At 72.4% G+C, this 14,917-nt stretch carries 15 protein-coding genes; 9 read left to right on the top strand and 6 right to left on the bottom strand.

Annotation, left to right across the window (positions count from 1 at the left end; genetic code table 11):
• Positions 1-239: 239 nt before the first annotated feature.
• Entirely contained in the window at positions 240-950 is a 711-nt protein-coding gene (locus ACTWP9_RS16235) for a TetR/AcrR family transcriptional regulator (RefSeq protein WP_443246860.1), read from the bottom strand.
• Positions 951-1,217: 267 nt separating this feature from the next.
• Between ACTWP9_RS16235 and ACTWP9_RS16230 the strand changes: the two genes are divergently transcribed.
• The gene (locus ACTWP9_RS16230) at positions 1,218-1,673 is read left to right on the top strand and encodes a nitroreductase family deazaflavin-dependent oxidoreductase (RefSeq protein WP_443246859.1); all 456 of its coding nucleotides are present in this window, start codon (positions 1,218-1,220) and stop codon (positions 1,671-1,673) included.
• A gap of 51 nt (positions 1,674-1,724) precedes the next feature.
• On the opposite strand, the gene ACTWP9_RS16225 is transcribed toward ACTWP9_RS16230, so the two are convergent.
• Positions 1,725-3,326 (bottom strand): geranylgeranyl reductase family protein, encoded by a 1,602-nt coding sequence (locus tag ACTWP9_RS16225; RefSeq protein ID WP_443246858.1) that lies wholly within the window; start codon positions 3,324-3,326, stop codon positions 1,725-1,727.
• An 82-nt stretch (positions 3,327-3,408) separates the two neighbouring features.
• Between ACTWP9_RS16225 and ACTWP9_RS16220 the strand changes: the two genes are divergently transcribed.
• Positions 3,409-4,863, top strand: a complete 1,455-nt coding sequence (locus tag ACTWP9_RS16220; protein ID WP_443246857.1) for a dipeptidase — start codon at positions 3,409-3,411, stop codon at positions 4,861-4,863.
• A 48-nt stretch (positions 4,864-4,911) separates the two neighbouring features.
• Here ACTWP9_RS16220 and ACTWP9_RS16215 read toward each other — a convergent pair whose 3' ends face one another.
• Entirely contained in the window at positions 4,912-5,958 is a 1,047-nt protein-coding gene (locus tag ACTWP9_RS16215) for an NUDIX domain-containing protein (protein WP_443246856.1), read from the bottom strand.
• Between the two features lie 300 nt (positions 5,959-6,258).
• The gene (locus ACTWP9_RS16210) at positions 6,259-6,828 is read right to left on the bottom strand and encodes a TIGR03086 family metal-binding protein (protein WP_443246855.1); all 570 of its coding nucleotides are present in this window, start codon (positions 6,826-6,828) and stop codon (positions 6,259-6,261) included.
• An 86-nt stretch (positions 6,829-6,914) separates the two neighbouring features.
• Between ACTWP9_RS16210 and ACTWP9_RS16205 the strand changes: the two genes are divergently transcribed.
• Both ACTWP9_RS16205 and ACTWP9_RS16200 read left to right on the top strand, forming a co-directional pair.
• Positions 6,915-7,823 carry an AraC family transcriptional regulator gene (locus ACTWP9_RS16205; RefSeq protein WP_443246854.1) on the top strand — a complete coding sequence of 303 codons (909 nt, stop codon included), beginning with the start codon at positions 6,915-6,917 and terminating at the stop codon, positions 7,821-7,823.
• A 164-nt stretch (positions 7,824-7,987) separates the two neighbouring features.
• Positions 7,988-8,314, top strand: a complete 327-nt coding sequence (locus tag ACTWP9_RS16200) for a hypothetical protein (RefSeq protein ID WP_443246853.1) — start codon at positions 7,988-7,990, stop codon at positions 8,312-8,314.
• 80 nt (positions 8,315-8,394) lie between these two features.
• On the opposite strand, the gene ACTWP9_RS16195 is transcribed toward ACTWP9_RS16200, so the two are convergent.
• The gene (locus ACTWP9_RS16195; RefSeq protein ID WP_443246852.1) at positions 8,395-9,339 is read right to left on the bottom strand and encodes an ROK family protein; all 945 of its coding nucleotides are present in this window, start codon (positions 9,337-9,339) and stop codon (positions 8,395-8,397) included.
• A 331-nt stretch (positions 9,340-9,670) separates the two neighbouring features.
• On the opposite strand from ACTWP9_RS16195, the gene ACTWP9_RS16190 reads away from it, so the two are divergent.
• The 3 genes from ACTWP9_RS16190 (at position 9,671) to ACTWP9_RS16180 (ending at position 12,402) form a co-directional block, all read left to right on the top strand.
• The gene (locus ACTWP9_RS16190) at positions 9,671-10,675 is read left to right on the top strand and encodes a LacI family DNA-binding transcriptional regulator (protein ID WP_443247011.1); all 1,005 of its coding nucleotides are present in this window, start codon (positions 9,671-9,673) and stop codon (positions 10,673-10,675) included.
• Between the two features lie 330 nt (positions 10,676-11,005).
• Positions 11,006-11,740 (top strand): GNAT family N-acetyltransferase, encoded by a 735-nt coding sequence (locus tag ACTWP9_RS16185; protein WP_443246851.1) that lies wholly within the window; start codon positions 11,006-11,008, stop codon positions 11,738-11,740.
• A gap of 137 nt (positions 11,741-11,877) precedes the next feature.
• Positions 11,878-12,402, top strand: a complete 525-nt coding sequence (locus tag ACTWP9_RS16180) for a MarR family winged helix-turn-helix transcriptional regulator (RefSeq protein WP_443246850.1) — start codon at positions 11,878-11,880, stop codon at positions 12,400-12,402.
• Between the two features lie 94 nt (positions 12,403-12,496).
• Here the strand turns inward: ACTWP9_RS16180 and ACTWP9_RS16175 are convergent, their stop codons facing one another.
• Entirely contained in the window at positions 12,497-13,147 is a 651-nt protein-coding gene (locus tag ACTWP9_RS16175) for a TetR/AcrR family transcriptional regulator (protein WP_443246849.1), read from the bottom strand.
• 242 nt (positions 13,148-13,389) lie between these two features.
• Here ACTWP9_RS16175 and ACTWP9_RS16170 point away from each other — a divergent pair, with 242 nt between their 5' ends.
• Positions 13,390-14,283, top strand: coding sequence for an alpha/beta fold hydrolase (locus tag ACTWP9_RS16170; RefSeq protein ID WP_443246848.1), 894 nt, complete (start codon positions 13,390-13,392; stop codon positions 14,281-14,283).
• A 71-nt stretch (positions 14,284-14,354) separates the two neighbouring features.
• Positions 14,355-14,882 carry a DinB family protein gene (locus ACTWP9_RS16165; protein WP_443246847.1) on the top strand — a complete coding sequence of 176 codons (528 nt, stop codon included), beginning with the start codon at positions 14,355-14,357 and terminating at the stop codon, positions 14,880-14,882.
• The last annotated feature ends 35 nt before the right edge of the window (positions 14,883-14,917 follow it).

Here is a 14,917-nt window from a genome sequence, read left to right as displayed (position 1 = left end):
GCGCGTCCCCGGCGGCGGGCGGGGGCGCGCCGAAGAACCGGTGCGCGAAGGCACAGGACGGGCGGCGGAACGGGAGCTTGCTGGTCACGCCCCTCACGCTAGACCTGGCGCGCGCTCGCGGCGTCAGCCGAGCGCGGTGGGGACGGCTACTCCTTGCGGAGTACGCGGACGAGCAGCGTGCCCGCGTGGGCGGGGTGCCCACGTGGCGCGGTGCCCGCGTGGGCGGGGTGCCGCTCGCGTCAGCGCCGCAGGCCCACCTGGTCGGCGAGGCGCTCGACGGCGTGGTCGAAGAACGCGTCCCGCGCTGCGACGACATTGGTGAACTGCCCGAACAGCTCGAAGCTGACCAGCCCGAAGAGCTGCGACCACGCCGCGACCGCCTCCGCCGCCACAGCCGCGGGCAGCCGCACCCCGAGCTCCCCGACCAGGCGCTCGGTGTCCTTGAGCACCACGTCCGGCGCTGCGGCGGACCGGCCGGGCTCCCGCAGTGCGCCACTGGCGTGCGCGTCACGGAGAACCGTCAGCAGGGCGAGACCGACCCGGGACGCGGGCTGCGTGGTGGTGGGCGGAGCCGCGTACCCGGGGACGGGCGAACCGTAGATCAACGCGTACTCGTGCGGATGCTCCAGCCCCCACGCCCGCACGGCCCGGCAGACGGCCCGCCAGCGGACGAGATGCGAGTCCCCCACCGACTCGGCCTCGGCGAGCGCCGCTTCGGCCGCTGCCCCCACCGCGTCGTAGGCGTCGGTGATCAGCGCCGTCAGGAGGTCGTCGCGGCTGGGGAAGTAGCGGTAGAGGGCGGACGAGACCATGCCGAGCTCGCGGGCGACGGCGCGGAGGGAGAGCCGGGAGGCGCCCTCGTTCGCGAGATGGCGACGTGCCTCGTCCTTGATCGCGCTGGTGATCTCGCCTCGGGCGCGCTGCCGGGCGCCCTGGATCTTGCTGCTCATGAGAGCAGTGTGCCAGGTAGGAGAGCGGCGCTCAATAACGAGAGCACTGCTCCTCTTCGAGGACGCCGCTCGTCAACGAGGGCGGCGCTCGCCAGCGAGGGCGGCGCCGCGATTCGAGAGCAGTGCTCTTGTTTCGGAGCGCGGTCGGTGCAACACTGCTCTACATCGAGAGCAGTGCTCTCGTTTCGGATCGCCGCTTCGCCCACCGCTTCCCATCGCCGCTCCCCATCGCCGCCCCGCTCCACCCGCCCCTCGTCGGAGGAACAGATGTCGTCCAAGCCGTTCGTCAAGCGCCCCGGCTGGTTCACCAACAAGGTGCTGAACCGCGCCGTCTCCTGGCTCTCCCGGCGGGGTATCAGCCTTGCGGGGTCGAGCGTGCTCGCGGTCAAGGGACGCAAGAGCGGCGAGTGGCGCCGCACCCCGGTCAACCCGCTCACCCACGAGGGCGAGGTCTATCTGGTGGCCGCCCGCGGACACGTCCAGTGGACGCACAACATGCGCGCCGCGGGAGGGGGCGAGATGTTCCACGGCAAGCGCGGTCGGCGCTTCACCGCGGCCGAGGTACCCGACGCGGAGAAGCCGGAGATTCTGCGAGCCTATCTGCGCAAGTGGAAGTGGGAGGTCGGGGCGTTCTTCGAGGGCGTGGGCCCGGACTCCTCCGACGAGGAGCTCCGCTCGGTGGCGGAGCGTCACCCCGTCTTCCGGCTCACCTACACCAACTGAACGCCCGCGCAGGCTGCGCGGGGCGAGTGCCCCGCCCCGCGCGAAAGGCGGCTACGCGGACCGCCCGGACGTCGTCCCGTCAGCGCTGCCCTCACCACCGCCACGGCCCTCACCGCCGCCGCCCTCACCGCCGTCGCGGCCTCCGCCACCGTCGCGGCCTCCACCGGTCCCACCGGTCCCACCGGCTCCGCCAGTCCCGCCGGTGCCGTCACCCGCACTTCCGTCGTCGGCCCCGGAGTCGCTGCCGGGGCCGACCGCGCCGTCGGCGCCCTCGCCCCGTCCGGCCTCCCGGCGGTCGAGGGTGTCCAGGGCCCGGCGGGCGAGTGGGTGGACGCGGACGACCTCGGCGAGGGAGGTGGCGCCGCGGGCGAAGCGGGCGAAGACGTTCCAGGCGGGACGGAATCCGGTGAGCGCCGCATGGAAGAGGCCGGGGCGGCGGGAGAAGATCCGCAGCAGCCGCCGACCCACACCCATCTCGACGCCGAGTCCGGCCTTGACGGCGAACGCGTAGTTGAGGGCCTGCCGCCGCGCGTCCACCGCGTCGTGCGCCTCGGCGATCCGTACGGCCCACTCGCCGGCCAGCCGCCCCGAGCGCAGGGCGAAGGAGATGCCCTCGCGGGTCCAGGGCTCCAGCAGTCCGGCCGCGTCACCGCAGACCAGCACCCGGCCGCGGGAGAGCGGCGAGTCATCCGTACGGCAGCGGGTCAGATGACCGGAGGAGACGGCGGGTTCGAATCCGGCGAGGCCGAGGCGGCCGATGAAGTCGTCCAAATAGCGCTTGGTGGCCGCGCCTTCGCCGCGGGCCGAGATGACGCCGACGGTGAGGGTGTCGCCCTTGGGGAAGACCCAGCCGTAACTGCCCGGCAGCGGGCCCCAGTCCACGAGCACCCGCCCGGCCCAGTCCTCGGCGACGCTCTCGGGGACCGGGATCTCGGCCTCCAGGCCGAGGTCGACCTGGCCCATCTTGACGCCGACGTGTGCCCCTATCCGGCTGGCGCTGCCGTCGGCGCCGACGACTGCCCGGGCGAGAACGGGCTGTTCCTCGCCTGCCGGCACGACGGCCACCGTGCGGCGGTCGGGCACGGCAGGGCCGTGCTGTTCGACGCGGGAGACCGTGACACCGGTGCGCACCTCGGCACCGGCCTTGAGCGCTGACTCGACCAGGCTGTTGTCGAACTCGTCCCGGTTGACGAGGCCGAAGAGCATGTTGCGGGAGCGGCGGGTGCGCGTGAGCTTGCCGTTGAGGGAGAAGGTCACGGCGTGCACGCGCTCCCGCAGTGGCAGATCGAAGCCGGGAGGCAGGGCGTCGCGGGACGGACCGATGATGCCGCCACCGCACGTCTTGTAGCGGGGGAGTTCGGCCTTCTCCAGGAGCAGTACGCTGCGGCCCGCGACAGCCGCAGCGTACGCGGCCGAGGCTCCGGCGGGTCCGGCGCCGACCACGACGACGTCCCAGACGGGGCGGTCCGCTCCCCCGTCCGCCGCGGCTTCCTCGGCGGGGCTCTCGACGGGCGGTTCGCCGGGCTCACCCGGCCCGCCCGCCCGGCCCGTACCGGCGTTCTCCGCAGGCTCGACGTCCTCGTTCCCGGCTGCGTGCTCGCTGCTCACGATGTGTTGTGCTCCCGCTTGACCTCGGCTTACGGAATGGCCCATCGCATCCTACGGGCCCGCCCATGTGCGATACACATGTCTCCGTACACGTGTGCCAACGTCGCGCCCACAAGGAGCGTTCCCCATGCAGCAGCCTTCGTCCGACCCGACGGCTATGCCTTCCTCGCCCGCTTCGTCCACTTCTTCCGCGTCATCCGTATCACCCGCTTCGGACGTGTCGGCTGTCGCCGCGACGGTCGCCTCGCTGATGCCGCGGGCGAGGACCGAGCTCGCCGAGCTGGTGGCGTTCCGGTCGGTCGCGGACCCGGAGCAGTTCCCGCGGAGCGAGTGCGAGGGTGCGGCCGCCTGGGTCGCGGAGGCGCTGCGTGCGGAGGGCTTCCAGGATGTGGCGGCGCTCGACACCCCGGACGGCACCCGGTCCGTCTACGGATATCTGCCGGGCCCGGCGGGAGCGCCCACGGTGCTGCTGTACGCGCATTACGACGTACAGCCGCCGCTGGACGAAGCGGCCTGGCGCACCCCGCCGTTCGAGCTGACCGACGGTGCGGACGGGCGCTGGTACGGACGTGGCGCGGCCGACTGCAAGGGCGGGTTCATCATGCATCTGCTCGCCCTGCGTGCCGTCAAGGAGAACGGCGGGCTGCCCGTCTCGGTGAAGATGATCGTGGAGGGCTCGGAGGAGCAGGGCACCGGCGGTCTCGAACAGTACGCACGGCAGCATCCCGAGTTGCTGACCGCGGACACCATCGTGATCGGGGACGCGGGCAACTTCCGCTGCGGGCTGCCGACCGTCACCGCCACCCTGCGCGGTATGACGCTGCTCCGCGTTCAGGTGGACACGCTTGAAGGGAACCTGCATTCGGGCCTGTTCGGCGGCACGGCACCCGACGCGCTGGCGGCACTGCTGCGCACCCTCGACTCGCTGCGGGACGCCGAGGGCAACACTGTCATCGACGGGCTGGACTCGGACGCGCGGTGGGAGGGCATGCCGTATCCGGAGGAGAACTTCCGGCGCGACGCCAAGGTGCTGGACGGGGTCGGCCTGATCGGTGACGGGGCCGTCGCCGACCGGTTGTGGGCACGCCCCGCCGTGACCGTGCTGGGCATCGACTGCCCGCCCGTGGTCGGCGCTACGCCCTCGGTGCACGCGTCGGCACGCGCGCTGATCTCGCTGCGGATCCCGCCGGGCACCGACGTGGAGAAGGCCATCGAACTGCTGATCGCGCATGTGGAGTCGCACGTGCCGTGGCAGGCGCGGGTGTCGACCGAAGTGATCGGCAAGGGCCAGCCCTTCAGGGCGGACACCTCCAGCCCCGCGTACACCGCGATGGCCGCGGCGCTGAGCGCGGCGTACGACGGACAGGAGATGCAGATCGCCGGGATGGGCGGCTCGATCCCGCTGTGCAACGCGCTGGACGCGCTCTATCCGGAAGCCGAGATCCTGCTCATCGGGCTGAGCGAGCCCGAGGCGCAGATCCACGCGGTGAACGAGAGCGTGGACCCGCGCGAGCTGCAGCGGATGGCGGTGGCCGAGGCGCTGTTCCTGCGCGGTTACGCGGAGCAGGCCGGCGGAGCCTGAGCGCGGACCCGCTGGGAGCCGCACCAGGGCCGGAGCCACTCGTAGAGATCAGCGCAGCAGGTTGCCCGAGTCGGCGGCACCGGTCGGAACGCCGCCCTCCAGATAGAGCGGGTGTCCCGCCCGGCGGGCCCGGAGGGCACAGCGCAGCCGCTCCAGCCGTACCGGAGGCAGCAGTTCAGCTGCTTCCTCCTCCGTGACGAACCGCCAGCCGCGGAGTTCGGCGCTGGGCAGCAGCAGCGCCGCGGCAGCCTCGGCCGGGAGCCGTCCGCCGTCGAAGAGCAGCCGCATCCCGCCGTAACCCGGCGGATGCGGCGGCTCCCAGTCCACGACGAGCAGCGCGAGCTCACCGTCCAGCCGCAGCCCCAGCTCCTCGAACACCTCCCGCACGCCGGCGGCGCTCGGCGCCTCCCCCTGTTCCACCACACCGCCCGGGAACTCCCAGCCGGGCTTGTAGGTGGGGTCGACGAGCAGCACCCGGTCGCGGTCGTCGAAGAGCAGGATCCCGGCGGCGACCGTCTCGGCCGTGGGTTCGGGCGTCTGCACGATGTCCACGTCCCCCGCCCCGGCGCTGATCGCCTCGGCGAGGCGTTCGGCGGTGCGGCGCGGGGCGAGAAAGGTGGTGTCGACGGTGTGCGCTTCAGCGGTGATCCACGGCAGCGCCTCCCGATAGGGGCGCAGCTGGCTCAGGCACCAGGCCCGGGTGGCGCCGCCGTCCGCGGCGGCGCGGGTGTCGATACGCTCGCGCAGTACGGGCTCCTCGACGTGCAGCAGAAGGTGGCGTACGGGTATCCGGCGGGCGGCGAAGGCGCCGAACATCTCGTCCCGGTACTCGCGTCGCAGCAGCGTCATCGGGGTGATCAGCGGGCCCGGGACCTCGGTAAGCAGAGCGGCGGCCGTGTCCACCACGAGCCGCCGCCACGAGCGCAGATCCTGGAAGTCGGCTATCTGCGCCAGTCGTTCCTTCGGCAGCATCCAGCGCAGCTCCGCGCCGATGACTTCGGGATCGTAGAGCGTGCTGCCTGGGAGCAGGTCCAGGAGTTCGTACGCCGCAGTGGTCTTGCCCGCGCCGAAGGCGCCGTTCAGCCAGACGATCACGGTGTTCCCCCCTCATCCGTCGTCCCCGTTCAGTTGCCCGCATCACCCGGTGCGGGAAACGCGCCGGGTCGGCTCTCCCGGCGCTGAACGAGGCACGGCGCCCGCGCCCCGGCGCGTACCGCAGGCGCGTGCGACCCCCAGGAGAGACGGGGAATCGACGGACGGAACGGACGGAGTGGCCCGCCACCGTCAGTTGGGCGACCGGCCGGGGTCAGGACGGCCACGAGCCCGGGGACAGGATGGCCACCAGCCCGGGTCACGACGGTGGCCGGCCCGGGTCACCGGCGAGACCAGCCCTGGTCACGACGGCGACCAGCCCGGGTCACGACCGGTGCGCATGAGCACCCGCTCGAAGGGGGTGGCCTCGGGCGGCGCGGCGATCTCCTCGCCGAAGGCGCCTGCCTTCCGGGCCATGGGCGCCATCTCCTCCAGGGCCGGTCCGGCTTCGCCGAGCGCGGCCGGATCGGGCCGGTAGTCCTGGCCGGTGGCGCGGGCGAGGTCCCAGCCGTGCACGACCAGATCGCCCATCACCATGTGCGCGACAGTGCGCTGCGGCAGGCCCATGCCCTGGGAAACGCCCTCCAGCGCGTCCGGCGCCGACCATGCCTCGGCCAGCTTGACCGTCTCGTCGCCGAAGCGGGAACGCCAGTCCCCTTCGAGGTAGTCGGGGGTGGTGCTGAAGTCGGCGGTTCCCCTGGCGGCCAGCGCCTGGAAGCTGACGACGACATGGAAGAGGTGATTGAGCAGTGCCCGCACGTCGTACTCGGCGCAGGGTGTGGGCCAGGTCAGCTGCTCATCCTTGATGCTGCGGACCACGGGGTCGGTCGCGCGGGCGGCGCTGTCGATGAGGGGAGCGAGTGCGTTTGCCATGCCGTCACGCTATGCCGGGCCGCACGCCGTGACTTGAAGAAACGCGACACCGGGCGGCGCCGCGATCGCCGCATAGGATTGCTGTCATGGCAGGTCAGAGCGATCGCGACGGGGAGCGGGCAGCCGGGAGAGCCGGTCCCGGCAACGGCGGGCGTGTAGGCCCTCGCCGGGACACCCGGGGCATCGTGCAGGCGCCCGGGCTGCTGGCACGGGTCGACTTCCGCCGCAGACTTCCGGCCGAGCCGCTGCGCCGCTGGGTCGAGCACTACTGGCTGATCGACTGGGACCTGGCAGAGCCGTACGTCTCACAGGTGGTACCGCACCCGTGCGTCAACGTCGTCTTCGAGCGGCGTGGCCCTGCGGACCTCGCGCCCAGGACGGGGCTGGTCGCGGGGGTGGGTACCGGTGTGTTCTCCACCAAGCTGGAGGGGGTCGGACGCGTGTGCGGGGTGCAGTTCCGCCCAGGCGGCTTCCGCCCCTTCCTCACGCCGCCCCGCCGGATCTCCACGCTCACCGGCCGACAGCTGTCACTCGAAGAGGCATTCGGCACCGACGGCGCGGCCACGTCCAGGGTCCTGGACCCGAACCGGGAGGACGAGCGCGTGGCGGCCCTCGACTCCTTCCTGCTCTCCCTCTCCCCCACCCCGGACCCCGCCGCCGAGCGGGCCATGGCGCTGGCGCACCGGGTGCGTACGGACCGCTCCGTACTGCGCGTCGAACGGCTCGCGGAAGACGCGGGCCTGACCGTACGCACGCTCCAGCGGCTGTTCGCCACGTATGTCGGAGTCACCCCAAAATGGGCGATCCTGCGGTACCGCGTCCACGAAGCCATGGCGCGCGCCACCGCCCACCCCGAGACGGACTGGTCCCGCCTCGCCGCCGAGCTCGGCTACAGCGACCAGGCCCACCTGGTCCGCGACTTCACCGCGGCGGTGGGCGTCACCCCCTCCGCGTACGCCCGCGCGGCGGCAGAGCCCCTGCCTCCGCCGAGCTGACCGGGCGGAGGCGGGGGCGCAGCGGGGACGTGTGCGGACCGCCCGACCTGGTTACCCGCCGGACTGCGGCGCCGTCCGGGAACGACCGGAGCAGACGGCGAACCGGCGCGCGTCGGCGCGCGCCGGACAACCGGAATCCCTGCCACCGAGGAGGCCGGAAGCCCATGTCAGCACAGCAGTCCAACGCTCTGCCGCTGCCCGACTACGACCAGCTGCCGGCCGGGAGTGTGGAGCACCGGATCAGGTCGCTGGGGAGCGACGAGGTGCGGCGGCTCCTGGAGTACGAGCAGGCACACGCGGACCGGCCGCAGGTGAGGCAGATCCTGACCGCACGCTTGGACCAGCTCGCATCCGGCGCCGAGCCTTCCGAGGGCGATCCCCGCGCCGCAGGCCCCGACATTCCGCCCGACACCCCCGGCTCCTCCCCCGTCTCCCCGGCGAGCGCAGCCGAACCGGAAGAACCGCTGCGCCACGGCAAGCACGACAGGTAACCCGCACGGATCTCGCCCCGCACCCCGTAAGCACCGGGCAGGGGCACCACCCTTGCCGAAACTGAGGGAGGGGCGCCCTCTCACATCTCCCCGGCGGCCAGCAGCTGCCAGCCCGCTGAGGCGGCGCCGATGAGGCCGGCGTCGGTACCGGTGGCGGCGGGGGCCAGTTCGAGCCCCCGGATGTAAGGGAGGGTGGCGTAGCGCTTCAGTTCGGTGCGGAGGGGGGCGAAGAGGACGTCGCCCGCGCGGGCGACCCCGCCGCCGATGACGGCGATGTCGAGCTCCACGAGGGCGGCGGTGGCGGCGATGGCGGCGGCCAGGGCGCGGGCCGCCCGGGCGAAGGCGGCGCGGGCCAGTGGGTCGCCTGCGCGGGCGGCGGCGGCGACGCCTGCCGCGGTGGTGTCCTGATCCGGGCCGGGGCGCCAGCCGGACTCCAGGGCGCGGCGGGCGATGTTGGTACCGCTGGCGAGGGTCTCGACGCAGCCGCGCGATCCGCAGGGGCACAGGTCGCCGTCCATGTCGACGCTGATGTGCCCGATGTGCCCCGCGTTCCCGGTGGGCCCGGAGTGGAGAGCGCCGTTCAGGATGAGGCCCCCGCCGACGCCCGTGGAGACGACCATGCACAGGGCGTCGGCGCGGCCCTTGGCGGCGCCCTGCCAGTGCTCGGCCGCGGCGATGGCCGGGCCGTCGCCGATCAGCGTGACGGGGAGGCCGCCGGCCCGTTCGCGTACGTCGGCGACGAGCGGATGGTCGCGCCAGGCGGGGATGTTGACCGGGCTGACGGTGCCGGCCTTGGCGTCGACGGGGCCCGCGCTGCCGATGCCGACGGCGCCGACGCGGTGCCATTCGCGGGCGGCGGTCAGTTCGCCGAGTACCTCGTCGACGGTCGCGCGCAGCTGGCCGGCGCTCTCCTGCGCGGGGGTCGGCCGCTGGGTGCGGGCGAGGAGTCTGCCGCCGCGGTCCACCAGGGCACCCGCGATCTTGGTGCCGCCGATGTCGAGCGCGGCGACGAGGTCGTTGTGCATGGGCAGTCGACTCCTGCGCGTGCGGTGTACGGACCCGCACGGTGCGCGGGGTGGACCGGCCAAGTCTTGCAAGAGCCGACCCTTCTTGACAACGTTGTCCGGACCGCGGACCTGACCCGTCCCCGCGGCTATGCTGCTGCTCCGCACCACGATCAACGACAGCACCGACCGCCCCGCCCCAACCGCCCGACCCCTCCGACAAGGAACAGGACCCGTGGCAGCCGACGCCTCCGACACTGCACTCCCCTCAGCCTCCGCAGGACCGCGCGCCGCAGGACCGCGCGCCGCGGGTCCGCGCCGCGGGGACCGCCGCCATGCCGGCCGCCCGACGATGAAGGACGTGGCGGCACGGGCGGGCGTCGGCCTCAAGACCGTCTCCCGCGTCGTCAACGGCGAGGCCGGGGTCTCCAGCGACACCGAGCGACGGGTACAGGAGGCCATCACCTCGCTCGGCTTCCGGCGCAACGACAGCGCCCGCGTACTGCGCAAGGGCACCACGGCCAGCATCGGCCTGGTGCTGGAGGACCTGGCCGACCCGTTCTACTCGCCGCTCAGCCGCGCGGTCGAGGAGGTCGCGCGGGCACATGGTGCGCTGCTGATCAACGGGTCGAGCGCGGAGGATCCGGAGCGGGAGCAGGAGTTGGCGCTGGCGCTGTGTGCCCGCCGCGTCGACGGACTGGTGATCATCCCGGCCAGTGACGACCACCGCTATCTGGCCCCGGAGATCGCCGCGGGCGTGGCCACCGTGTTCGTCGACCGGCCGCCCGGGCGGATAGCGGCCGACCTGGTGCTCTCCGACAACTTCGAGGGGGCGCGCACCGGTGTCGCCCACTTGATCGCGCACGGGCACCGGCGTATCGGATTCATCGGTGACCGGCCGGAGATCCACACCGCCCAGGAACGGCTCCGCGGCTACCGCGCCGCGATGGAGGACGCCGGTCTGCCGGTGACCGACTCCTGGGTGGCTCCGGGAAGCACGGACTCCGACCGGGTACGGGCCGACGCGGCCCGAATGCTTGGCAGCACCGACGCCACTGAGCCCGTGACCGCGTTCTTCGCCGGCAACAACCGGGTGACGGTCACCCTGGTGCGGGTGCTGGCCGCGCCGGAGCGGCGGGACCGGCCCGTGGCGCTGGTCGGGTTCGACGACTTCGAGCTGGCCGATCTGCTCTCGCCCCCGGTCACGGTCGTCGCCCAGGACCCGGCGGACCTCGGTCGCAGCGCTGCCGAGCTGCTGTTCAGGCGGCTGGACGGCGCCGATGACGAGCCCCGTACGGTCTCGCGCCCGACGAGGCTGATCGCCCGCGGCTCCGGTGAGCTCCCCCCGTACGACTGACAAGCTCATCCGCCGTTGCCGGTCCGCGCGCGCCTTCGACTTCGGCGACGGCAACCCGCTCGGTCAGGTCGAGCCGACCGAACTGCGTGGCGTCACTTCCGCATCCGACGTGGCGCGTCGGAACGTGGGCGCCGTCGTCCGGGGGCGGAGGATCGGACGAGGGAAGGAACATGCGGCTGGAATGGTGCGAGGAAGGGATCGGCGGTCGTGGAGCTTGTGTTGCGCCCGGGTACCGGGGACGATGCCGCGGAGTGCGGCAGGATCTGTTTCGAAGCCTTTGCCGGGATTGCTCGTGAGCATGCCTTTCCGCCCGACGTGCCCAGTCCCGAGGTGGGTGTCGAGCTGATCCATGCGGGGCTGACCCACCCCGGGTTCTACAGCGTCGTCGCCGAGCTCGACGGCCGGATCGTGGGCAGTAACTTTCTCGACGAGCGCTCGTCCGTCGTCGGGGTCGGGCCCCTCACCATCGATCCTGCCGTGCAGAACCGAGGCGCGGGCCGTCGGCTGATGCAGGACGTGATGGACCGGGCCGCCGAGCAGGGAGCGCCCGGAATCCGTCTCTTGCAGAGCGGGTATCACACCAGATCGTTCTCGCTGTACGCGAGCCTCGGGTTCGCGTTCCGGGAGACGGTGGCGTGCATGCAAGGGCCTGCGATTTCGCGCGCGGTGACCGGGCACACCGTCCGGGAGGCCACGGAAGCGGATCTGGCACCGTGCAACGAACTGTGCCGAAGAGTCCACGGCTTCGACCGTGGCGGCGAGGTCGCCGATGCGCTCGGACACGGCACGGCCCGTGTCGTCGAGCACGAGGGGCGCATCACCGGTTACGCCACGGACCTCGCGTTCTTCGCGCACGCTGTGGCCGAGACGACCACGGGGCTCCAGGCCCTGATCGCCTCGGCTCCCGCCTTCGGCGGCCCCGGCATCCTCGTGCCGGCGCGCAACAGTCCGCTGGTGCAATGGGGGCTCGCGAACGGCCTCAGGGTGGTGCAGTTGATGAGCCTGATGACCATCGGCCTCTACAACGAGCCCGCCGGGGCGTACCTGCCCTCGATCCTCTACTGAGCAGTCTTCGCCAGAAGTACTGCCCGGACGACACCCGGAAGGGCCTCCGCTGCGGTGGTTGTGGCCGACTACCCGGAGGGAGCCGCCCGGTCAACCGCGGCCGGGGGAGCGTCCAACTCCCGTGCTTAAGTGGGTGCATGGCTGACAAAACCCCGGAGAAAACCCCCACGTCGGACCCTGCGGCAGCGGGCCCCTCCCCCGGCACGCCCACCGCCCCCACCGCTCCTGACGTGCTCACCACCGCACCCGGATATCAGGTGCGACGCCTGTATCAGGCGTATCTCGCGGTGTGGCTGCGCGGTGTCGGCCAGACGCTGACCGGACCGCAGTTCGCCGTTCTGACGACGGTGCGGGCCCATCCGGGCAGCGACCAGAGTTCGCTCGCCTCCGCCGTCGCGCTGGACACCTCCACCATGGCGGACCTGGTGCGGCGGCTGGAGAACCGCGGGCTGCTGGAGCGTAGGACCGCGGCCTCGGACGGCCGCCGGAAACTGCTGCACCCCACACCGGAGGGCGAGCGCGCCCTGCGTGAGGCCGACGGCCGGGCACGGGAGTTGAACGAGCGGCTGCTCGCACGGTACGACTCCGGGAACCGCGAACGGCTGCTGCGCGAGCTCACCGCCCTTGCCGACGACTGGGAGCAGTTGGGCGTCGGCTCCTGACCGGACAGGGCGGGCGCGGAAGAGAGACGAGAGGGGGCGGGGCGAGGTCCGGGGAGGCCCGCACCTGTGCCGGCGGCAGGCTGGTGTGCCGGCGTCAGTCGCCGGTGGGCAGGGCCGCGGGATCGGTGGCGGCAGCCGCCAGCCGGTCGCGGATGCCGCGCCGGGCCCGCTGGTACGGCTTCGCGTCGACCGAGGCGTCGCCGTGCAGTACGGACTCGGCGTTGCTGGCTTCCAGCAGCGCGATGATCTCGAAGGCGAGCTGGGGGACGTCGGTGCCCTCGGTGAACTCTCCGGCATGCAGGGCTTCCTGGAGGGTGCGTTCGACGAAGGCGGTCCAGTCGGCGCGTGCCTGGGCGATGCTGTCGTGCACCCGGCCCTCGCGCGCGTCGAACTCGGCGGAGACGGAGGCGAAGAAGCAGCCGCCGGGGAAGACCCGCTCCTGCGAGTAGGTCAGCCAGCTCTCGTACAGGCGCACGACCCGGCGCAGCCCGGCCGGTTCTTCCAGGGCCGGCTGCACGACATGCTCGGTGTAGATCCGGATGGCGGCCCGTACGGTCGCGAGCTGAAGCTCCTCCTTGGAGCCGAAGAGGGTGAAGACGCCGCTCTTGCTCAGCTTGAGCTCCCCGGCGAGGCGGCCCAGCGAGAGGCCGTCGAGCCCCTCCGAGGAGGCGACCTGTACGGCTCGGCCCAAGACCAGCCGTCGCGTCTGGTTGCCGCGTTCGACGCGTCCGTCCGACCGCTCCACAGTTCCTCCGTCGTCGTCCCGCCTGCGACAGGTGCCACGGGCTGTCGCCCGCTGGCGCAGCCGCAAGGCAGCCGCAGGCGCAGCCGTGTCGGCAGCCACGCAGCCGCAGTCTACTCGGTGGACGACCGTTCGGTCATGTGCCAGACTGCGGGCAACTAACCGCACGACCGTGCGGTTAATTTTCTTGCGCCGGCCAACCGGCCAGGGCCGCGGCGCGAGCCGGAACGACACGGGAGGGCGGCATGCGGACACAGCGGACACAGCACGGCGACGGACGGCGGAGGCAGCGCGCGGAGGCGATTCTGGGGTCGGCCCTCAACGCGGGCGCGACGGTCTCCCCCGCGCTCGCGGGACGGATGGCGTACGCCGTCTTCCGCGCACCCCTCAAGCGGGGCAAGGTCCTGCCGTCCGAGCACGACGTACACATCCGCGCGAAGACCGACGAACTCGTCTCCGACGGCCGCCGTGTGACCACCTATCGGTGGGGCGACGGCGAGCGCCCCGTGCTCATGCTGCACGGATGGCAGTCCCGCGCCTCCCGCTTCGCCGCGTTCGTGCCCCGGCTGGAGGCCCTCGGCCTGAGCCCGGTCTCGTTCGACGCCCCGAGGCACGGCGACTCCGAGGGGCGTACGACGACCGTCCTGGAGAACGCCGAGATCGCCGCGCGGCTCCAGGACCGGCACGGCCCCTTCCACTCCGTCGTCGCGCACTCCTTCGGGGTGCTCTGCGCTTTCCTCGCCCTCCGCGAACGGATCAAGGCGGAGCGGCTGGTCGCTGTCGCGGGGGTGAGCGATTTCGGTTTCCTGGTCGACGGGTTCAGCCGGATGCTCCGGCTGAACCCCACTCTCCGCGCCGGTCTGCGGCAGCAGGTCGAGACCCGGCTGTTCCCGGAGGTGGAGAAGGTCTGGGAGCGCTTCGACGCGACGCACCGGCCCGGCGACATCGACCTGCCCATGCTGATCGTCCACGACGAGGGCGACCGGATGGTGCCGCTTCAGCAGGCCCATCGGCTCGTATCGGCTTATGACGCGCGGGCCGAACTCCTCGTCACCTCCGGTCTCGGCCATCGCCGGATACTCGGCGCGCCGTTCACGGTCGACAGCGCACTCGACTTCCTCGTCCCGCAGCGGAGTTGACCGCCCCGGTCATCGGGGCCTCGCCGGGAAATCGGTTTGCCGCGCGGGAGGTCCGGTGGCACGGTCTGGCGATGCAGGAATCGCGATGTCAGCTGTTGCGCTGGCAGTTCGAGCTGACGTGGTCGCTGTTCGAGTATCACCTGGAGCGGTTGGAGCCCGGGGATCTGCTGTGGGAGCCGGGCCCGAACTGCTGGACCGTACGGCGCGACGCCGACGGCAGCTGGGTGCCGGACTTCGCGGAGACGGAGCCCGATCCGGTGCCGGTCCCGACGATGGGCTGGGTGAGCTGGCATCTGGGCTGGTGGTGGAGTGTCACCTTGGACCATGCGAAGGGCCGCCCGCCCCGGGACCGTTCCGCCGTCGTCTTCCCCGGTGAAGAGGCCGCCACCGTGGCGTGGCTGCGCGAGCTGCGGGAGGAGTGGCTGACGGTGCTGGAGGGGCTGACCGACGGCGAACTCGACGCGACGGCGCCCTTCCCGTGGGAGGACGACCCCGCGCATACCGTCGCGCACATGGTGGCGTGGGTGAATGCCGAGCTGATGAAGAACGTGACGGAGATCGGTCAACTCCGCCTGCTGCGGGCCTCGTCGGCAGGCTGAGCCGGTGGATGCCGGGCGGCCGCGCGAGACCTGGG

The sequence above is a fragment of the Streptomyces sp. 3N207 genome (assembly GCF_052246355.1).
Lineage (GTDB): Bacteria > Actinomycetota > Actinomycetes > Streptomycetales > Streptomycetaceae > Streptomyces.
This window is presented reverse-complemented; position numbering and strand designations above follow the sequence as displayed.